Annotated in this window: 16 protein-coding genes; 11 read left to right on the plus strand and 5 right to left on the minus strand. The window is 71.1% G+C overall.

Translation table 11 applies throughout. The features are described 5' to 3' along the window. The first annotated feature begins 469 nt into the window (after positions 1-469). Positions 470-1,411 carry an HAD family hydrolase gene (locus FB465_RS15830; RefSeq protein ID WP_281292341.1) on the plus strand — a complete coding sequence of 314 codons (942 nt, stop codon included), beginning with the start codon at positions 470-472 and terminating at the stop codon, positions 1,409-1,411. Positions 1,412-1,880: 469 nt separating this feature from the next. Here the strand turns inward: FB465_RS15830 and FB465_RS15835 are convergent, their stop codons facing one another. Further along, on the minus strand, positions 1,881-2,768 hold the full coding sequence (locus FB465_RS15835; protein ID WP_145791314.1) for a Fic family protein: 888 nt from the start codon (positions 2,766-2,768) through the stop codon (positions 1,881-1,883). Between the two features lie 191 nt (positions 2,769-2,959). On the opposite strand from FB465_RS15835, the gene FB465_RS15840 reads away from it, so the two are divergent. Continuing rightward, the gene (locus tag FB465_RS15840; protein WP_145791316.1) at positions 2,960-3,946 is read left to right on the plus strand and encodes an ATP-binding protein; all 987 of its coding nucleotides are present in this window, start codon (positions 2,960-2,962) and stop codon (positions 3,944-3,946) included. Between the two features lie 320 nt (positions 3,947-4,266). Next, positions 4,267-6,696, plus strand: a complete 2,430-nt coding sequence (locus tag FB465_RS15845) for a SulP family inorganic anion transporter (RefSeq protein ID WP_246192673.1) — start codon at positions 4,267-4,269, stop codon at positions 6,694-6,696. A 129-nt stretch (positions 6,697-6,825) separates the two neighbouring features. Here the strand turns inward: FB465_RS15845 and FB465_RS15850 are convergent, their stop codons facing one another. Further along, a complete protein-coding gene (locus FB465_RS15850; protein WP_145791318.1) occupies positions 6,826-7,362 on the minus strand; it encodes a hypothetical protein in 537 nt (178 codons plus the stop codon). Between the two features lie 312 nt (positions 7,363-7,674). Here FB465_RS15850 and acs point away from each other — a divergent pair, with 312 nt between their 5' ends. From acs to FB465_RS15885, 7 genes are all read left to right on the plus strand, one after another. Then, on the plus strand, positions 7,675-9,630 hold the full coding sequence (gene acs, locus FB465_RS15855; RefSeq protein WP_145791320.1) for an acetate--CoA ligase: 1,956 nt from the start codon (positions 7,675-7,677) through the stop codon (positions 9,628-9,630). Between the two features lie 531 nt (positions 9,631-10,161). Further along, positions 10,162-10,383: a hypothetical protein gene (locus tag FB465_RS15860; RefSeq protein WP_145791322.1), complete on the plus strand. Its 222-nt coding sequence runs from the start codon at positions 10,162-10,164 to the stop codon at positions 10,381-10,383. Positions 10,384-10,407: 24 nt separating this feature from the next. Beyond that, positions 10,408-11,688, plus strand: a complete 1,281-nt coding sequence (locus tag FB465_RS15865) for a sensor histidine kinase (RefSeq protein ID WP_170290599.1) — start codon at positions 10,408-10,410, stop codon at positions 11,686-11,688. A 43-nt stretch (positions 11,689-11,731) separates the two neighbouring features. Next, positions 11,732-12,376 (plus strand): response regulator, encoded by a 645-nt coding sequence (locus FB465_RS15870; RefSeq protein ID WP_145791326.1) that lies wholly within the window; start codon positions 11,732-11,734, stop codon positions 12,374-12,376. 177 nt (positions 12,377-12,553) lie between these two features. Continuing rightward, positions 12,554-13,849, plus strand: a complete 1,296-nt coding sequence (gene nhaA / locus FB465_RS15875) for a Na+/H+ antiporter NhaA (protein ID WP_145791328.1) — start codon at positions 12,554-12,556, stop codon at positions 13,847-13,849. Positions 13,850-14,013: 164 nt separating this feature from the next. Continuing rightward, a complete protein-coding gene (locus FB465_RS15880; RefSeq protein WP_145791330.1) occupies positions 14,014-14,490 on the plus strand; it encodes a phage holin family protein in 477 nt (158 codons plus the stop codon). 144 nt (positions 14,491-14,634) lie between these two features. Then, positions 14,635-15,597, plus strand: coding sequence for an alpha/beta fold hydrolase (locus FB465_RS15885; RefSeq protein ID WP_145791332.1), 963 nt, complete (start codon positions 14,635-14,637; stop codon positions 15,595-15,597). Between the two features lie 485 nt (positions 15,598-16,082). Here FB465_RS15885 and FB465_RS15890 read toward each other — a convergent pair whose 3' ends face one another. From FB465_RS15890 to nth, 3 genes are all read right to left on the minus strand, one after another. Beyond that, the gene (locus FB465_RS15890; protein WP_145791334.1) at positions 16,083-17,267 is read right to left on the minus strand and encodes a MarP family serine protease; all 1,185 of its coding nucleotides are present in this window, start codon (positions 17,265-17,267) and stop codon (positions 16,083-16,085) included. 74 nt (positions 17,268-17,341) lie between these two features. Continuing rightward, positions 17,342-18,055, minus strand: a complete 714-nt coding sequence (locus FB465_RS15895; protein ID WP_145791336.1) for an NUDIX hydrolase — start codon at positions 18,053-18,055, stop codon at positions 17,342-17,344. Then, a complete protein-coding gene (nth, locus tag FB465_RS15900; protein WP_145791337.1) occupies positions 18,052-18,918 on the minus strand; it encodes an endonuclease III in 867 nt (288 codons plus the stop codon). Before nth ends, FB465_RS15895 begins: the two co-directional genes overlap by 4 nt. A 255-nt stretch (positions 18,919-19,173) precedes the next feature. Between nth and FB465_RS15905 the strand changes: the two genes are divergently transcribed. Beyond that, entirely contained in the window at positions 19,174-19,584 is a 411-nt protein-coding gene (locus FB465_RS15905) for a VOC family protein (protein ID WP_145791339.1), read from the plus strand. Positions 19,585-19,790 lie beyond the last annotated feature (206 nt).

Consider the following 19,790-nt stretch of genomic DNA (forward strand, 5'->3'; position numbering starts at 1 on the left):
ATAACTTTGTTCACTCGCGCGGGGGGCTAATGGTCAAAGAATTGACGCCGACAGCACTGTCGAGAAGAACGGGATCACTACCCGTGGCACAACGGGAGATCCACTCCGAGGGCCCGTCCGGCCATCCGCCACACTCGGTCATCGAACACGGAGAGTGATGGATCAGTCCCGATCAGCCGCGGCTCGGTGCGAAGGCGCCGACCTTGTCAAGTTCTGGCGGCGAGCCCCACCCCAAGGCCCAGAAGGCCCGGAAAATGGCCCTGGACGTGCGACGACCCCCGCCGGGGGGGAGAGCGGGGGTCGTCTATCCACGGCCCGACTCGGGGGGGAGGAGCCGGACCGGGTTAGCACGGTCGCGAACGATCCGTGACTTCCATGGTGTACCCGACAGCCCAGAAACACAAACCCGCGCGCCCACGAGTACGCCGAATGGCGGGGTGTTTTGCCCGGCCCTCTATCCTCTCTTCCCGTGGACACCACCGAGAACGCCGACATCGCCGACCACGGCCGGAACTCCGCACGCGGTTCCGCGCCGGACGACACCGAGCCGACGCCCGTCGGCGCCCCTCGCAACCCGTACGGAGCAGCGCGCACCGCCGCCTTTTTCGACCTCGACAAGACGATCATCGCCAAGTCGAGCGCGCTTGCGTTCAGCCGCCCCTTCTACCAGGGCGGCCTGATCAACCGTCGGGCCGTACTGAAGAGCGCGTACGCGCAGTTCGTCTTCCTGGTCGGCGGCGCGGACCACGACCAGATGGAGAAGATGCGCGAGTACCTCTCCGCGCTCACCCGGGGCTGGAACGTCCAGCAGGTCCGCGACATCGTCGCCGAGACCCTCCACGGCCTGATCGACCCGATCATCTACGACGAGGCCGCATCGCTGATCGAGCAGCACCACGCGGCCGGCCGCGACGTGGTGATCGTCAGCAGCTCCGGTTCCGAAGTGGTGGAGCCCATCGGCGAACTGCTCGGCGCGGACCATGTCATCGCGACCCGGCTGAAGATCGAGGACGGCCGCTACACCGGCGAGATCGAGTACTACGCCTATGCGGAGAACAAGGCGGCCGCGATCCGGGAGCTGGCCGCGACCGAGGGCTACGACCTCGCCAACTGCTATGCCTACAGCGACTCCGCGACCGATCTGCCGCTGCTCGAGGCGGTCGGCCACCCGTCGGCGGTCAACCCGGACCGCGCACTGCGCAAGGAGGCGGTGGCTCGCGAGTGGCCGGTGCTGGTCTTCGACCGTCCGGTGGAACTCCACCGCCGGCTACCGGAGTTCTCCGCCCCCAGCCGCTCCGTGGTCCTCACCGTCGCGGTCGGCACCGCCCTGCTGACCGCCGGGGTCCTCTGGTACGCCGCCAAGCGACGCAGGCCTCTGGGGCCCCTGGGAACCCTCGCGCCTCTCGCTTAAACATGGCCGAAACGGACAAAAGGTAAAGACTTCTCGTTTCGGGTTCCGCTTTACGTCAAATCGCGATAGAAATGAGTTACGGCCCGCGAGACCCGGTCAGGACCCGAAGAGGTCAAACCGACAACGCAGTTCAGGCCCCACGGACCGCGTACAGATAACTGAGCACCCACATGCAGCCGACCCGCTGTCGGGCCGCCGCACCAGGTGAACGGGCAGGATCCCCACCTGATGGGCACTTCCGGTGCATGCTTGGTAACCCGGTACCTGTACCAGCGGCGGCGCCCAGCATGATCAGGCGTCGCCGCATCTCTCTGTCCGCCGACTGCCGGTCGGCGTACCTGTCGCCTGCCGGTCGACTGCCGGTCGGCGCAACCTGCCTGTCGGCCCATCGCGTCCACCGAGCCGTCGTGTCCACGTGCCCGACCCGACCGGCTTCCGCCGCCGCAGCGCGCGGGAGTGACCCGCGCGGTCAGACCATGCCCCGCTGCATGGCCTCGCAGACCGCGGTGCTCTCCCGGACCCCGAGCCGAAGTGCCTGGCCGCAGTGCGAGATCCAGGCCGCCATGCCGTCCGCCGTGCCACTGAGATAGCCCTGCAGCGCGACGCGGTACGCGGCCGTACCCAGCTCCGCCAGCCCGACCTCGGCCGGGCAGATCGCCTTCGGGTCGAGCCCCTCCGCGATCAGGACGATGCGCTGGGCGGCCCGCGCGATCACACCGTTGTGGGAGCCGAACGGGCGCAGCGCCAGCAGCTCACCGTGCACCACGGCAGCCACCACCAGGGCCGGAGTGCCGGTCGCGCCACCCTCCGTCCGGGATGCCAGCAGCTGGGCGAGCTGGTCCAGCCGCGCGGCGGCCTCGTCGGCCGGCGGCGCGGGCGGGAGCGCCGTCGCCTCCGCGCCACCGGCGGCGGCCATGCCCTCGGCGGCCTTCAGCTCGAGCGGGAAGAGCGCTTCGGCGTCCTCGCTCCCGTGCCGCGGCCGACCGGCCGATTCGGCCGCGTCGCCGACCGCCAGCAGGTGCAGCCGGGCCAGCACCTGCAGCGGCGAGTGCCGCCAGACGCTGAGCAGCTGGCCGGCCTCGGCCGAGATCCGCAGCGCGCCGCCCACCGTGCGGGCCTCGGCATCGGCCCCGAAGTCACTGCGCCGTCGCACCTCCTCCAGCGGCCAGTCGGCCCCGTCCAGGGCGGCGGAGGCCCTGGCCCCGCGTAGGGCCGCCTCCGAGGTCACCTCGGCGGCGCGGCGGCGCATCACGCGGTGCCCGTACAGCCGGTCGACGGCCCTGCGTACCTCTGCGACGGCCTCGGGCACGCCGGGCAGCTCGGCCAGCGGGGCGAGGGGATCTGTTCCAGTGCTCACCTACCCGAGAGTAATGACTCCCCCGGCATGACCCACACAGCAACCCCGACATCACCCTTTAGAGGCAATCCACGGTTCCCGCACATGCGACACCCCAAACCACCGATAGCATGGCCACTATCGGTGACGATAACGATTTCCAACAACAATCCAGCGGCAGTTGGACGCTGGAGCGAGAGCCGGAGTCTCAGATGAAGATCGCCTTCGTCGGCAAGGGCGGCAGCGGCAAGACCACGCTGTCCGCCCTGTTCATCCGCCATCTGGCCGCCGCCGGATGCCCCGTCATCGCCGTCGACGCCGATATCAACCAACACCTGGGCCCAGCCCTTGGACTGACCGATGATCAGGCCGCGGCACTGCCTTCCCTCGGCGCCCACCTCCCGCAGATCAAGGAGTACCTGCGCGGCAGCAACCCGCTGATCAGGTCCGCCGAGGAGATGATCAAGACCACCCCGCCCGGCCGTGGATCACGCCTGCTGCGGATCGTCGAGGAGAACCCGGTGTACGCCGCCTGCGCCCGGCCGATCGCGCTCGACGAGGGGTCCGTACGCCTGCTGGCCACCGGCGCCTTCACCGAGGACGACCTGGGCGTCGCCTGCTACCACTCCAAGGTCGGCGCGGTCGAGCTGCTGTTGAACCATCTGGTCGACGGCCGGGAGGAGTACGTGGTGACCGACATGACGGCCGGCTCCGACTCCTTTGCCTCCGGCCTCTTCACCCGCTTCGACCTGACCTTCCTGGTGGTCGAGCCGACCCGCAAGGGCGTCTCCGTGTACCGGCAGTACAAGGAGTACGCCCGCGACTTCGGCGTGGCGCTCCGCGTGGTGGGCAACAAGGTCCAGGGCCCCGACGACCTGGCCTTCCTGCGGCGCGAGGTGGGCGAGGATCTGCTGACCACCTTCGGCCACTCCGATTGGGTGCGCCGCCTCGAGCAGGGCGCCGAGCCGGCACTGCGAACGCTGGAGCCCGCCAACCGCGCCGTCCTGGAACAGCTCAGGAACCAGGCGGACGAGGCCTACGGCGCGCGCGACCCCCGGCGCTACACCCGGCAGGCCGTCCACTTCCATCTGCGCAACGCGGAGAGCTGGGGCAACGCGAAGCTGGGCATCGATCTCGCAACCCAGGTGGACGAGGGCTTCGTGCTCGGCGCCGACGAGCTGGACGCCGCGCACGTCTGACCAGGCTGCGGGAAGCGGGCCGGTGACCTCCCAGGAGGGGGGCCACCGGCCCGCTTGCTGTGCATTCCCGGACGGTTCGACTACCACCCATAGGGGTGAATCCAGACCTCCGGCCTGTCGCCCTATTTCACGCTGTGCAAAGATCTCATTACTCTCAGTTTACCGATTCTTGATTCTTGATGGTCCATGGGCCGCACGTGACACGCCCCCGCTGCGCCCACGCCATCCCGCCACACCGTCGCGACCCACGACAGCCGATCCGACCCCGAGCTGCACCGCCGGACCTGACTGCGTTCGTTCCCCCGGAAAGACGGGAAGACATGACCCTCGACATCTCCAGCGCCCCCATCGCCTCGGACACCACCGACCACGCGCCGCCCACGGCCACAGGCCCCGCTGCTGCTACCGCTACTGGTACCGCCGCCGGGTGCACGATCGAAGGTGCGATCGAAGGCTCCGCTCACGGCTCATCGGCAGGCGCCTCGAAGCCGGCCTCGCGCCGGGCGCTCATCGTCCACGATCTGCCGGCCTCTCTGGTGGTCTTCCTGATCGCCGTCCCGTTCTCGCTCGGCATCGCCCTGGCCACCGGCGCGCCCCTCACCGCCGGCCTGGTGGCCGCCGCAGTCGGCGGCCTGGTGGCGGGTGCCCTGGGCGGCACACCGCTCCAGGTCAGCGGCCCGTCCGCCGCCCTGACGGTGATCACCGCCGGGCTGATCGCCCAGTACGGCTGGCAGGTCTCCTGCGCCGTCACGGTCGCCGCCGGCCTTCTGCAACTCCTCCTCGGCTCGCTTCGAGTCGCCCGGACCGCGCTCGCCGTCTCGCCCGCCGTGGTGCACGGGATGCTCGCAGGCGTCGGGCTGACGATCGCGATCGCCCAACTGCACGTGGTACTCGGCGGCTCGCCGCAGAGCTCGGCGCTGGCCAATCTGGTCGCCCTGCCCGGGCAAATCTCCGGCCCACACCTCCCCGCCCTCACCGTCGGAGCGGTAGCCATCGCGATCCTCTGCGGCTGGCCCAGGCTCGGCCGACTGCCCGGCCCGGCCCGGCGCATCGGCACCCAGCTGGCCCGGATCCCCGCCGCGCTGCTGGCCGTCGCGGCAGCCACCGCGCTCTCCCTCCTCCTCGACCTCCGGCTCGCCCGGGTGGAGCTGCCCTCCTGGGGGCAGCACAGCCTCGCCACGGCGCCCGGCGGCGAGCTGTTCGTCCGGTCCTGGCCCACGCTGCTCGCCGCCGTGCTGACGGTGACGGCCGTGGCGAGCGTGGAGTCACTGCTGTCCGCCGTCGCGGTGGACCGGATGACCCACGGCCCAGGTGATCTGGACCGCGAGCTGCGCGGGCAGGGCGCCGCCAACGTCCTGACCGGGCTCCTGGGCGGCCTGCCGGTGGCCGGTGGCGCCGTCCGCAGCTCGGCCAACGTCCGGGCCGGGGCGGTCAGCCGCTGGTCCTCCGTCCTGCACGGGCTGTGGGTGCTGCTGGCCGCACTCGCCCTGACCGGCGGGCTGCGACGGATCCCGCTGGCCGCGCTGGCCGCACTCGTCCTGGTGGTCGGCATCCAGATGGTCAGCTTCGCGCACATCCGGCAGGTGCACCGGCACCGGGAGTTCCCGGTCTACCTGGCCACGGTGCTGGGTGTCGTCCTCCTGGGCGTGCCCCTGGGTGTGGTGCTCGGCGGCTCGGTGGCCGTCCTGTTGGCGCTGTACCGGCTGACTCGCGCCCATGTCGACGTCCTGGCCGAGGCCGACGGCTCGTACACGGTGCGCACTCATGGCCCGCTGACCTTCGCAGCCGTCCCACGGCTCAACCGGTCGTTGGCCCTCATCCCGCCCGGGGCCCGAGTGACGGTCTGCCACGACGGCTCGTTCCTCGACCATGCGGCATTCGAGCAGGTACATGCCTGGCGGGTCGGGCACCAGGCCGCCGGCGGCCGGGTCTCGATGCTGACGGAACGCCATGACGACGAGGTGCTGGATCCCGACGGCACCGTACGGTCCGGCAGCTCCCCCGGCCCGCACCGGTGCCGCGCCTGGACGCCCTGGGGCGGTCATCACTGCATCGAGCAGGGCGCCGACGATCCGCACGGGCGGCTGCTCGACGGAGTCCGCGGCTTCCAGCAGCACACCGCACCGCTGGTCCGCCAGGAGCTGGCCAGGCTGGCCCGCGAGGGGCAGACGCCTTCCCAGCTCTTCCTGACGTGTGCGGACTCGCGGCTGGTCACCAGCATGATCACCAACAGCGGGCCGGGCGACCTGTTCACCGTCCGGAACGTCGGCAACCTGGTGCCGGCGCCGCACGAGCCCGGCGCGGCCGACGACTCGGTGGCCGCGGCCGTGCAGTACGCAGTCGAGGTGCTGGAGGTGCGCAGCATCACCGTGTGCGGGCACTCCGGGTGCGGGGCGATGAAGGCCCTTCTGGACGGCGTCCATGACCTGCCAGGGCCGCCCACCGCGCTCGCGCGCTGGCTGCGGAACGGACGCGGGTCGCTGGCCCGGCTGCGACGGGCGCCCGCCGAGTTCGCGGGCCGGGCGACGGTCGATCTGGTGGAGCAGCTCTGCATCACCAACGTGGTCCAGCAGCTGGACCAGTTGCTGGCGAATCCGGCGGTGGAGCGCCGGGTCGCCACGGGCACCCTCCGCCTGGTCGGCATGTACTTCGACTTCGCCACCGCCCAGGCGTACGTCCTGGACCGGGACAGCGGGCAGTTCCGGTCCGTGTCGGAGGAGCAGCGCGAGGATCGGCCGTTGGCCGCCTGAATCGGCGTAGGCCGCTCCTGAGTTCGCGCACTCCGATGTCGCCGGGCCCGGCGGGAAGGGCCGGGCCCGGCGGGAAGGGCCGGGCCCGGCGACATCGAGGAGCGGACGCTGCATGCGCCTGAGGCACCCTCAGGGACGGAGGAGCTCGGCGAGGTCGGCCGGTGTGACGTACCCCGGCCAGCGACCGTCGGCGAAGAGCCGGACTCCGGCGTCCTGGTAGCACTGGTCCACGAGTTGCGAGAAGATCATATGTTTGGTCGACGCCACATAGCCCTTGATCAGCGGCCCGACCGGCAGATGGAAGCGGTGGGCGGCCAGCGCGAAGTAGTCGGCCACGCTGTACGGGACCCCGATGTAGCCACGGGCTGCCGCGACGACGGCGCTGCGCTGCTCCTCGGTGAGCGTGATGCGGCCGGTCGACCAGAGGGTCGGCCGGCCGTCGTAGACGGTGACGGGCCGGAGTTCGGCGCCGCCCGGCTGAGCCTCCACCAGCTCACCGTCGCCGACATGGACGAAGGCGTGCTCATAGTCGGCGAAGCCATCGCCGTTGATCCACTGGCCGAACCTGATCAGGCGGCCGACGTGGCCGCCCATGCGGACCACGGCGAAGTCGCCGGGGAGGGGAGCCCCAGGAGGGGCGGGGGAGGTCTCAGAAGTTCCGGGCATGGCCGGCCCCCCATGCAAGAACGGAGCTGGACTGGGAGCAGTGCACGGCAGGCGGGCTGCGAGGCGGCAGCGGACCCGTGCTGTCAGTGGAGTACCGCTCGGACGACTCGTCAAGGCTCGCGGCAACAGCACGTGCCTGGGCGGATGCCTCGCGCGTCCGCCCAGGCGCCCGACCGAGTCAAAGGTCTACACCAATTTTCCGGCGCCTCTTGTCAACATGCCCGTTCGCCTGGTGAGCTGTGCGCTGGGACACACGGGACAATCCCTCCGCACGGGATCGCCCGGCAGAAGAGACTCGATGAGGAGTGCGCGTTGAGCAACGAGAGCCTGGCCAACCTGCTCAAGGAAGAGCGGCGCTTCGCCCCGCCCGCGGAGCTCGCCGCTGCCGCCAACGTGACCGCGGCCGCGTACGCACAGGCCTCCGAGGACCGTCTCGGTTTCTGGGCCGAGCAGGCCCGCCGTCTCAGCTGGGCCGTCGAGCCCACCGAGACCCTGGACTGGTCGAACCCGCCGTTCGCCAAGTGGTTCGCCGACGGCAAGCTCAACGTGGCGTACAACTGCGTCGACCGGCACGTCGAGGCCGGCAACGGCGACCGCGTGGCGATCCACTTCGAGGGTGAGCCCGGCGACAGCCGCTCGATCACCTATGCCCAGCTCAAGGACGAGGTCTCGCAGGCTGCCAACGCCCTGCTGGAGCTCGGTGTGACCAAGGGCGACCGGGTGGCGGTCTACCTCCCGATGATCGCCGAGGCCGTCGTGGCCATCCTGGCCTGCGCCCGGATCGGCGCCACCCACTCGGTGGTCTTCGGTGGCTTCTCCGCCGAGGCACTGGCCTCCCGCATCGAGGACGCCGACGCCAAGCTGGTCATCACCGCCGACGGCGGCTACCGCCGTGGCAAGCCGACCGCACTCAAGCCGGCCGTCGACGAGGCGATCGCGCGAGTCGACCGGGTCGAGCACGTCCTGGTGATCCGCCGCACCGGCCAGGAGATCTCCTGGACCGAGGGCCGCGACGTCTGGTGGCACGAGATCACCGAGCGTCAGTCCACCGAGCACACCCCCGAGGCGCACGACGCCGAGCACCCGCTCTTCATCCTCTACACCTCCGGCACCACCGGGAAGCCCAAGGGCATCCTGCACACCTCCGGCGGCTACCTGACCCAGGCCAGCTACACCCACCACGCGGTCTTCGACCTCAAGCCGGAGACCGACGTCTTCTGGTGCACCGCCGACATCGGCTGGGTGACCGGCCACTCGTACATCGTCTACGGCCCGCTCTCCAACGGCGCCACCCAGGTGATCTACGAGGGCACCCCCGACACCCCGCACCAGGGCCGCTTCTGGGAGGTCATCCAGAAGTACGGCGTCACCATCCTGTACACCGCCCCCACCGCGATCCGCACCTTCATGAAGTGGGGCGACGACATCCCGGCCAAGTTCGACCTGTCGAGCCTGCGCCTGCTGGGCAGTGTCGGCGAGCCGATCAACCCCGAGGCCTGGATCTGGTACCGCGAGCACATCGGCGCCGGGAAGACCCCGATCGTGGACACCTGGTGGCAGACCGAGACCGGCGCCATCATGATCAGCCCGCTTCCCGGTGTCACCGAGACCAAGCCGGGCTCCGCCCAGCGCGCGCTCCCCGGCATCGCGGCCACCGTCGTCGACGACGAGGCCCGCGAGGTGGCGAACGGCTCCGGCGGGTACCTGGTGCTCACCGAGCCGTGGCCGTCCATGCTCCGCACCATCTGGGGCGACGACCAGCGCTACATCGACACCTACTGGTCGCGCTTCGAGGGCCGTTATTTCGCCGGTGACGGCGCCAAGAAGGACGAGGACGGCGACATCTGGCTGCTCGGCCGGGTGGACGACGTGATGCTGGTCTCCGGCCACAACATCTCGACCACCGAGGTGGAGTCGGCGCTGGTCGGGCACCCGGCCGTCGCCGAGTCGGCGGTGGTCGGCGCCACCGACGCCACCACGGGTCAGGCGATCGTCGCCTTCGTGATCCTGCGCGGCACCGCGACGGACAGCGAGGAGCTGGTCGCCGAGCTGCGCGACCACGTCGGCCGGACGCTCGGCCCGATCGCCAAGCCGAAGCAGATCAAGGTGGTCAGCGAGCTGCCGAAGACCCGTTCCGGCAAGATCATGCGCCGCCTGCTCCGTGACATCGCGGAGGGCCGCGAGGTGGGTGACACCACCACGCTGGCCGACTCCTCGGTGATGAACCTGATCCAGTCCCAGCTGCCGTCCGCGGGCAGCGAGGACTGACCGGACGCCGACGACCGGAGCTCTGACCGGCCCGTCCCGCCCTGTGCCGACCGCACGCGGTGGGACGGGCCGAGGCCGTTACGTCGGAGCCGCCGGCTCACGGCGGCGGAGCCCTTTGCCCGTCCGGATCAGCTCGGGAGAGACGACCGGGAAGGGTGCGGACAACAGGGGCGGGGCGGTCTGGGCGCCCTCGCCTCCCAGCTGTATGTGAGCGGGTAGCTGACTGGGCATGAGATGCCTCCGGATCGAGAAAAGGCGTCGCCCGGGAAGGAGCGACGCATGCCCCCGACCATACGGTCGGCCCAATTCGTTCGTATCCGGCCGAAGCCGTCCGGGCGGGCGCACGACCTGGTCGGCGCACGGCCCAGAGAGCGCACGGCCTGGTCGGCGCACGGCCGAGCGAGCGCCTGACCAGGCACCGCGCGCGGCGAACGCGTGCCCGCACCACCGCCGGGTTCGTGCTGGCCACACCCCGAAGAAGGGGTGGCAGCGCCCTCGTCCGGGGGCGCCCCCGGACGGCACGGTTGAGCCATGCCTTCCAAATTCGTCCTGCCGGGGGTGCTCGGCCTGCTCCCGGGCGAGGCCGGGGCGCACATCGCGCGGGCCCTGCCTGCCAACAGCGCCGTGATGATGGGCAGTGGGCACAATGCGAGCGATGTGTACTCTCCGCCCGGCGGGTTCCTGATACTGCTCGCCTGGGCGGCCGCGCTGTTCACCGCCGCCCGGTGGTCGCTCAACACGCGGAACGTCTGAGCAGCCATGCGGGAGACTCTGCCCATGACTGTCAGGCGGGTGTTGCGGGAGCCGTTCACGTCGCGTGCCTGGCGCGAGCTGCTCTACTCGATGCTGAGCCTGCCGCTCGCGGTGCTGGGCCTGGCGGCGGTGCTGCTGACCATCGTGCTCGGGCTGCTCTCGGCCGGCTTCCTGATCATGCCGCTGCTCGCGCTGCTGGTCGGCCTGGACCGGGCCTTCGGGCAGCTGCACCGCTCGCTGGCCCGCACGCTGCTGCGGCTGGAGATCGACACACCGCCCCGCCCGGTCCGCTCCCCCGGCCTGTTCGGATTCATGGGCTACTACCTGGCCGATCCGGCCGCCTGGCGCACCGTCGGCTACCTGGCGCTGCGGGCACCGCTCGGCGTGGTCGAGTTCGCGTTCGGCTTCGCCTGGTGGGTGTACGGGCTGCTGTTCCTGCTCTACCCGTTGCTCTGGCAGCTGGAGCCGTCCCGGGAGGTGGACTCGCGTGGCGTGGAGCACGTCTACGGCCTGCAGCTGAACGGCTTCTACTTCGACACCTGGCCGCGCGCGATGGCCGTGAGCGTTGCCGGCGTACTGCTGCTGCTGGCCGCGCCCTGGGTCTCCCGAGCGCCACTGGCCCTCGACCGCCTGCTGCTGCCCAGGCTGCTCGGACCGTCCCGGACGTCCCTGCGGCTGGCTCAGCTGGCCGAGACCCGGGAGCATGCGATCAACGAGGCGGCAGCCACCCTGCGTCGGATCGAGCGCGATCTGCACGACGGTCCGCAGGCGCGGCTGGTCGCCCTCGGGATGCGGCTCGGCCGGGCGGAGAGCCGGTTGTCCAAGGGCGACGCCGGCAAGGCGCAGGAGCTGCTCCGGGAGTCCCGGCAGGAGACCAAGGAGATCATCCAGGAGCTGCGCGAGTTGGTACGCGGCATCCACCCGCCCGCACTCGACTCGGGCCTCGCGCCTGCACTCACCACCCTGGCGGCGCGCTCGGCGGTCCCGGCCGGCGTACGGGTCGAGCTGGCGCACCGGCCACCTGCCTCGGTGGAGACGATTCTGTACTTCGCCGCCGCCGAGCTGCTGGCCAACGCGGGCAAGCACAGCGGGGCGAGCCAGGTCGCCGTGACCGTGATCGGTTTCGGGGACGGCCTGCGGCTGGTGGTCTCGGACGACGGCCGTGGCGGGGCGCGGCTGGACGGCGCCGGCAGCGGCCTGCGCGGGCTGGCGGAGCGCGTCCGTACGGTGGACGGCGTAGTGGCCGTGGACAGTCCGCCCGGTGGGCCGACCACGGTGACCGTAGATCTTCCCGGCAGACTGTGACTCGAGGAAACAATGATCTGACGACCCGACAGGAGTGCGGCCCATGCGAGTGGTGGTGGCGGAGGACACGGCGATCCTGCGAGCCGGTCTGGTGCAGCTGCTGGAGGACGAGGGTCATGATGTAGCCGCCGCCGTTCCCGACGCGCATCAGCTCAGGGCCGCCGTCGCCGTGCACCGCCCCGACGTGGTGGTCTCGGACATCCGGATGCCGCCCACCCACACCGACGAGGGCCTGCGCGCCGCGATCGAGCTACGGGCCGCCCAGCCGGGCCTGGCCGTCCTGATCTTCTCCCAGTACGTGGAGACCCAGTACGCCAGTCGCCTGCTGGCCGGCGGCTCGGCCGGGGTCGGCTACCTGCTGAAGGAGCGGGTGCTGGACACCCGGGACTTCGTGGACGCGCTGGAGCGGGTGGCGGCGGGCGGCACCGCGCTGGACCCGGAGGTGGTCACCCAGCTGGTCGGTGCGAGCCCCAGCCGCAGCACGGTGGCCGGGCTCAGCCCCCGGGAGCGCGAGGTGCTCGGGCTGATGGCCGAGGGGCGGTCCAACTCGGCGATCGCGGCGGAGCTGGTGGTGACCGAGCGGGCGGTCGAGAAGCACGTGGCGAACATCTTCCTCAAGCTGGACCTGCCGGTCTCGGCGGCCGACCACCGCCGAGTCCTGGCGGTGCTGCGCTACCTCGGCGCGTGACAGGCCAGACCTTCGAACCAGGCAAGATCACCATAAAATGCGACAAGCCGGTCGCGCCGAAGTGCCCGGTAGACTGCCAAAAGCGCAACAAGGATTCTGAGGCGCGCCGGGAAGTCTGGTCGGCACCGCACCACCGGTGCATCCACCTGCCGTTCCCCGCCTTGGAGGTCCCCCGTCGTGGCCACCCCGCCGCCCACCGAGCGCCGCCAGTTCCTCGGACGGCTCTCACTCCCCGAGCGCACCTTCATCACCGACGCACTGCGCACCGAGACCGTGGGCGGCATCCTGCTGCTGGTCGCCACCGTCGTGGCACTCGTCTGGGCGAACGCCTGGCCACACGCGTACGAGACCGTGCTCGACTGGACCATCGGCCCGTCATCGCCGCTGCACCTCGACCTGAGTCTGGAGGCCTGGGCCAAGGACGGGGCCCTGACGATCTTCTTCTTCGTGGCCGGGATCGAGCTCAAGCGCGAGTTCGTGGCGGGCGAGCTGCGCACCCCCAGCGCCGCACTGCTGCCCGTGGTCGCCGCGGTCTCCGGGGTCGCGCTGCCCGCGATCGTGTACGCGGTCGCGAACAGCGGAGCCGGCGGACACCCGGGCGGCTGGGCCATCCCGACCGCGACCGACATCGCCTTCGCACTCGGCGTGCTGGCCGTGGTGGGCAGTCATCTGCCCTCCGCGCTGAGGGCGTTCCTGCTCACCCTCGCCGTCGTGGACGACCTGATCGCGATCCTGATCATCGCCGTCTTCTACAGCTCGGGCATCAAGTTCTGGGCCCTCGGGCTCTCCCTCGCCGGTCTGGTCCTCTTCTGGTACCTGCACCGGCGCGGGGTCCACGGGTGGTACCTGTACGTGCCGCTGGCGTTCGTGATCTGGGCGCTGATGCACGAGAGCGGGGTGCACGCCACGGTGGCCGGCGTTGCGATGGGCCTGCTGCTGCGCTGCCACACGGTCGGCGACGAGAAGCAATCACCCGGCGAGCACATCGAGCACCTGGTCCGCCCGCTCTCGGCCGGCCTCGCGGTGCCGGTCTTCGCGCTGTTCGCAGCGGGGGTGACGATCTCCGGCCCAGCACTGGCGGACGTGTTCACCCAGGCCACGCCGCTCGGCATCATCCTGGGCCTGCTGATCGGCAAGACCGTCGGCATCTTCGGAGGCACCTGGCTGGCCGCCCGCTTCACCCGGGCCGAGCTGAATCCTCAGCTCAAATGGGCCGACGTGTTCGCCGTCTCCACCCTGGCCGGTATCGGCTTCACGGTCTCCCTGCTGATCAGCGAGCTCGCCTTCCCGGAGGACGCGGCGCTCGCGGACACCGCCAAGACCGCCGTACTGGTCGGCTCGGTGCTCTGCGCGTTGGTCGCCACGGTGCTGCTCAAGCTGCGCAACCTGCACTACCGGCAGCTGTGCGAGGAGGAGGACCGGGACTCCGACGGCGACGGCATCCCGGACGTGTACCAGCAGCAGGGCCACTGACGCCCCCTCGCCCACTCCCTCGGCCATGCTGCTCCGGCCGTGCTGCTTCGGCCAGGAGGGTCCCGTGCCACCCGGGAGCGCCCCCGGAGTGGTGCCTGACTGTCCGGTAGAGGCATGATTCTGAGCTGTCGACCAACCAGAAGTCGTGCGAAGGAGAACCGCTGATGCCCACAGGAGTCGCAGACCCGTCCAGCAACGGCCGGGCGCCCTACGAGGGCGAGCGTTCGGTGGGGCAGCTGTTCGCCGCGGCCACCGCCGACCTGTCCGCGTTGGTGCACGACGAGATCGCGCTGGCCAAGGCCGAGATCCGACAGGACGTCAAGCGCGGGGTCTCCGGTGGCGTCTCACTGACCGTTGCGGGCGTGGTGGCGCTGGCCTCCATCCCGATGCTGAGCTTCGCGTCCGCGTACGGGCTGCAGGCCCTGGGCCTGACCCTCGGCTGGTCCTTCCTGATCGTGGCCGGCGCCTACCTGCTGCTGGCCGCGATCCTCGGACTGCTGGCGCTGCGCTCGTTCAAGAAGATCGAGAAGCCGCACCGCACCATCGAGGGCGCTCAGGCGACGGCGGACGTACTGAAGAACGCCCGGCCGCGCCCGGCCACCCAGGAGGAGATCGACCGGGCCCTCGGCCGCCGGCCGTAGTTCTCGGGGAACGAACGGCCCGGCACGCGAGCAGGCCCCGGACACCGGTTCCCAAGGCACGCGCAACCCGCCCGTAGCGCACCGTTCACGGGCAAGGCGAGTGCCGGGGACGTGTTCTCGGTCCGGGTATGACAGGCTCTCGGTATGCCGTTGGACCAGAAGCCCGTACCCGCCGTTCCGGCCGCCGACCCCCGGCCCGCCGAGACCGCCTGGAACGTCCGCTCGAGCGGGCCGTGGATTCACCGCGACCTCGCTGCCAACGGGGCCCGCTTCCACATCGCCGAGGTCGGCGAGGGACCGCTGGTCCTCCTGGTGCACGGCTGGCCCGAGTACTGGTGGGCCTGGCGGCACCAGCTGACCGCGCTCGCCGAGGCCGGCTTCCGGGCCGTCGCGCTCGACCTGCGCGGTATGGGAGGAAGCGACCGTACGCCGCGCGGGTACGACCCGGGCAACCTGGCGCTGGACATCACCGGTGTGATCCGCTCGCTCGGCGAGCGCCGGGCGCACCTGGTCGGGCACGCCACCGGCGGTTCGCTGGCCTGGGTGGCGGCTGTGATGCGGCCCTCGGTGATCCAGAGCCTGACGGTGGTCTCCGCCGCGCACCCGCGCCACCTGCGCCGGGCGCTGCTGACGGACCGTCGCCAGATGGCGGCCTTCGACCACGTCCTGGGCTTCCAGCGGCCATGGATACCGGAGCGCCGGCTGGTCGCGGACGACGCGGCCCTGGTCGCCGAGTACCTGACCGCCTGGACGGGCCCGAACCAGCTGGAGCCCGAGGCACTCGCCGCGTACCGGCAGGCCATCCAGATCCCCAGCACCGCGCACTGCTCGATCGAGCCGTACCGCTGGCTGCTGCGCTCGATGGCCCGCCCGGACGGGATCCAGTTCGCCCGCCGGATGAAGAAGCCGGTCACCGCCCCCACCCTGCACATCCAGGGGGCCGCCGACCCGGTGCTGCTGGCGCACACCGCACTCGGCGCGGGCGAGTACGTCGAGGCGCCGTACCGGTGGCGGCTGCTGCCCGGGGTCGGGCACTTCCCGCACGAGGAGGCGCCGGAGCGGTTCTCCACGGAGCTGATCGGCTGGGTGCAGGAGCACAAGGGCTGATCAACGGGCTGACGGCGAGCCTGCACCGGCTCGCCCATCGGTTCGAGGGTCAGGTCGCCCGTCAGGTCGGCGGTCAGATCGGCGATCAGACTGCCGCCAGGACTCCTAATGGACGCTCATATGACAATCGCATAGGCCAATTGAGCCATGGCGGTGCGGTTACTCTCCTCGGCCCACGGGCATCCATCCGGTATGACCTGGATGCCCCACCGCGATGCTGTCCCGCGCCGACGTCGCCGCAGCAGCAGCTCGCAGCACCTCTCCCAGCACGTGTCCCAGCAGCCCGACTGGCCGTACGACGGGGAGGGGCGGCAGCGGCGCTCAGGGGCGCATCGGATGGGCATCCCGCGCATTCTCGGCCGACGCGCCCGGTGGGTGGGCGCACGGCTCCGACGTGAGGCGTGACGCCTGAGGTTCGCGCCCCAGCAAGCCCCAGCCACAAGCCCCACCCACAAGCCCCGCCCACCCTCGGACCGCAGCAGGCCTCAGAGCGCGCAGCCCTCGGTGTCCACCCGCGCGGTCGCCGTCGAGCCCAGCTGCGCGTCCTCGCGGACCTCTGCGGCGGTCAGCACGTAGCCGGTGTCCGAACTGTCCAGGGACTTGGCGAACACCACCCCGTACACCCGGCCGTCCGGGCTGAGCAGCGGTCCTCCGCTGTTGCCCTGGCGGACCAGTGAGCGGACGGAGTAGACGTCGCGGACGACCTGGCCGCGGTGGTAGATGTCCGGCCCGTTGGCCTGGATACGGCCGCGGATACGGGCGGGCTGGACGTTGAAGGCGCCGTTCTCGGGGAAGCCCGCGACGATCGCGCTGTCGTTGGTACGGGCGTCGGCGGCGAAGTTCAGCGCGGGGGCGTTCAGCTTCGGGACGTCCAGGACGGCGATGTCGCGCTGCCAGTCGTAGCGGACCACGGTCGCGTCGTACAGCTGGCCGGTGCCGCCGATCTGGACCGTCGGCTCGTCGACACCCCCGACCACGTGGGCGTTGGTCATCACCCGGTGCGGGGCGAACACGAAGCCGCTGCCCTCCAGGGTCTTGCCGCAGGCGGTGGCGGTGCCCACCACCTTGACCATGCTCTGCCTCGCCCTGGCCACCGCCGGGCTCCCCGCGAGGGTCGGGTCCGGCGCCTCGACCTCGGTGATCGGCTCGTGCTCGAAGGGGTTGAAGACCTGGGGGAAGCCGTTGCGGGCCAGCACCTTGGTGAAGTCCGAGAACCAGTTGGGCGCGTCGGCCGGCAACGCGCCCTGCACACCGCCCAGCACCGTGGAGGTGCGGACCTGCTTGGAGATGGTCGGCAGCGAAGTGCCGGCCAGCGCGGAGCCGATCAGCCAGGCGACCAGCAGCATCGAGATCACGTTGACCACCGAGCCGCCGACCGCGTCCAGGGTCTTGGCCCGGCCGCGGCCGATACGGCCGCGCAGCTTCCAGCCGAAGTGGGTGGTGACGGCCTGCCCCACCGCCGCGAACACGATCACCACCACGACGGCGACGACGGAGGCCATGGTGCCCGGGCTGAGGTGGCGGAGCAGCAGCGGCAGCAGCTGCACCGCGATCAGCCCGCCCCCGAGGAAGCCCAGAACGGACAGCACACCCACCACGAAGCCCTGCCGGTACCCGGACACGGCAAAGCCCACCGCAGCGGCGATCAGCAGCAGATCCAGGACATTCACCCCGATACCCTCCCACGTGCTCGCCCTCGGAGGGCACCGGCCCCGGGTAACCGTCGTCCGGCCGTCGCCGCCGGTCAGGCTTTGGCGCTCGGGGCACCGCGGTACGAGAGGCCGAGGGCCTCCTCGGAAAGGCTCAGGGTACGGCTGGTGTCCCACGGACGTTCCAGGCCGCTGTAGTGGAGCACCCGGTCGATCACGCCCGCCGTGAAGCCCCAGACCAGCCGGCCCGCCACCTCGAAAGCCGGGCCGACGAAGCCCGACGGGTGCTTGAGCCTCGCACGGTTGGCCGGGTCGGTCAGCTCGGCGAGCGGCACCCGGAACACCGCGCCGGTCTCCGCGAGGTCGACCGGCGCGACCGGTGTCTCCCGGCGCCACCAGCCGAGCACCGGGGTGACCACGAACTCGCTCACCGGGATGTAGAGCGAGGGCAGCGTGGCGAAGACCTGGACCCCTGTCGGGTCGAGGCCGGTCTCCTCCTCCGCCTCGCGCAGCGCCGCCGCCACCGGACCGGCGCCCTCCGGGTCACCGTCCTCCGGGTCCAGCGCACCACCGGGGAAGGACGGCTGACCGGCGTGCGAGCGCAGCGAACGCGCCCGCTCGATCAGCAGCAGGTCCGGCCCGGCCGGCCCCTCCCCGAACAGCATCAGCACGGCCGAGCGCCTGCCGCCCTCGGCCGGCGGCAGGAACCGGCTGAGCTGCTCCGGCAGTACGGTCTCCGCTGCCGCCCGCACCGGCAGCAGCCACTCCGGCAACCCGTCCCGCTCGACCACTGCCACGCCGCCCGTCACTCGGCCACCTCCACGTCCGCCATATCCGGCACAGCCCCCTCGTGTTCGGCGGCCGTCGCCCTCGCGGCGGCCTCTCCCGGGTAATCCGCGGGCGGCCTGAGCCGCTGCCCCGGCTGCCCGCCCATCTCGTACTTCAGCAAGGTCCGCGCCTTCTCGGGATCGGTCTCCCCCTCCCCGTACGAGGGGCAGAGCGAGGCGATCGGGCAGGCACCGCAGGCGGGCTTGCGGGAGTGGCAGATCCGGCGGCCGTGGAAGACCACGCGGTGCGAGAGCATCGTCCACTCGGACTTCGGGAAGATCTCCGCGACGGCCGCCTCGACCTTCTCCGGATCCTCCTCCGCCGTCCACCCGAAGCGCCGCGCGAGCCGCCCGAAGTGCGTGTCGACGGTGATCCCCGGCACCCCGAAGGCATTGCCGAGCACCACATTGGCGGTCTTCCGGCCGACGCCGGGCAGTGTCACCAGGTCCTCCAGCCGGCCGGGCACCTCACCGTCGTACCGGTCCCGGATCGCCGCCGAAAGCCCGAGCAGCGACTTCGCCTTGTTCCGGAAGAACCCGGTCGGCCGGATGATCTCCTCCAGCTCCTCCGGCACCGCCGCCGCCATGTCCTCCGGCGTCGGGTACTTCGCGAACAGCCCGGGCGTCGTCTGGTTCACCCGCAGGTCGGTGGTCTGCGCGGACAGCACCGTGGCCACCAGCAGCTGGAAGGGGTTGTCGAAGTCCAGCTCCGGATGCGCGTACGGATACAGCTCCGCCAACGCACGGTTGATCTTCCGCGCCCGCCGCACCATCGCCAACTGCGACTCCGGCTTCCTCGCCTTCACGGCCGGCGCCGCTGCCTTCCGGACCTTGCTCTCTGCCATGCACGAAGGCTACGCCCACGGGCCTCGTCCTCAGGGGGGATCTCATCTGGCTGCGTGATCGACCTGAGGAGCACCGAATGGATCGCACAGGCGCGAGGGCCTCGCAGTTCGAACACGGGACCTTGCTGCGGCTGGGCCGGTGCGGTGCCGGCGGTGTGGTGCTGGATCCCGGCGTCGTGCGTGGCGAAGCAGGTGGGCCGGACAGATCAGGAATCGAGAAGCGCCGGCCGCCGAGTCGCAACTACCGTGGCAGCCATGGACATCAGCATTCACACGAGCTTCCTCCCGCATGACGACCCGGACGCCGCCCTGGCCTTCTACCGCGACGCCCTCGGCTTCGAGGTCCGCAGCGACGTCGGACACGGCACGATGCGCTGGATCACGGTCGGGCCCGTCGGCCAGCCCGGCACGTCCATCCTCCTGGCGCCGCCGGCCGCCGACCCCGGGGTCACCGAGGACGAGCGCCGCACCATCCTCGAGATGATGGCCAAGGGCACCTACGGCTGGATCCTGCTGGCCACCCGGGACCTCGACGGCACCTTCGAGAAGCTGCAGGCCGGCGACGCCGAGGTCGTCCAGGAGCCGACCGAGCAGCCGTACGGCATCCGCGACTGCGCCTTCCGCGATCCCGCGGGCAACCTGGTGCGCATCCAGGAGCTTCGCTGAGCCGTTCAGTAACCGCTCCGGCCTGATAGCCGGCGTCGCGACCACCTGCAAAGAATGCACGCCGGCCGCCCACAAGGCTTCAGCCTCGCCCGGCCTCTCATCACGCTGTGCGGCGGCGAGCGGCAGCGGCTCAAGTCGGCCACCCACATGGCCGAGAGACGCGGCGTCCACGTCGCGGGCGAGCCGACCACCGGCCTCACCTCGCC

It is taken from the genome of Kitasatospora atroaurantiaca, from assembly GCF_007828955.1.
Taxonomy (GTDB): domain Bacteria; phylum Actinomycetota; class Actinomycetes; order Streptomycetales; family Streptomycetaceae; genus Kitasatospora; species Kitasatospora atroaurantiaca.

Coding starts and splice junctions, on each gene's coding strand:
- FB465_RS15840 (WP_145791316.1), top strand. CDS start 2,960: ATGAAGATCGCCTTCGTCGGCAAGGGCGGCAGCGGCAAGACCACGCTG.
- FB465_RS15845 (WP_246192673.1), top strand. CDS start 4,267: ATGACCCTCGACATCTCCAGCGCCCCCATCGCCTCGGACACCACCGAC.
- FB465_RS15850 (WP_145791318.1), bottom strand. CDS start 7,362: ATGCCCGGAACTTCTGAGACCTCCCCCGCCCCTCCTGGGGCTCCCCTC.
- FB465_RS15860 (WP_145791322.1), top strand. CDS start 10,162: ATGCCTTCCAAATTCGTCCTGCCGGGGGTGCTCGGCCTGCTCCCGGGC.
- FB465_RS15865 (WP_170290599.1), top strand. CDS start 10,408: ATGACTGTCAGGCGGGTGTTGCGGGAGCCGTTCACGTCGCGTGCCTGG.
- FB465_RS15870 (WP_145791326.1), top strand. CDS start 11,732: ATGCGAGTGGTGGTGGCGGAGGACACGGCGATCCTGCGAGCCGGTCTG.
- FB465_RS15880 (WP_145791330.1), top strand. CDS start 14,014: ATGCCCACAGGAGTCGCAGACCCGTCCAGCAACGGCCGGGCGCCCTAC.
- FB465_RS15885 (WP_145791332.1), top strand. CDS start 14,635: ATGCCGTTGGACCAGAAGCCCGTACCCGCCGTTCCGGCCGCCGACCCC.
- nth (WP_145791337.1), bottom strand. CDS start 18,918: ATGGCAGAGAGCAAGGTCCGGAAGGCAGCGGCGCCGGCCGTGAAGGCG.
- FB465_RS15905 (WP_145791339.1), top strand. CDS start 19,174: ATGGACATCAGCATTCACACGAGCTTCCTCCCGCATGACGACCCGGAC.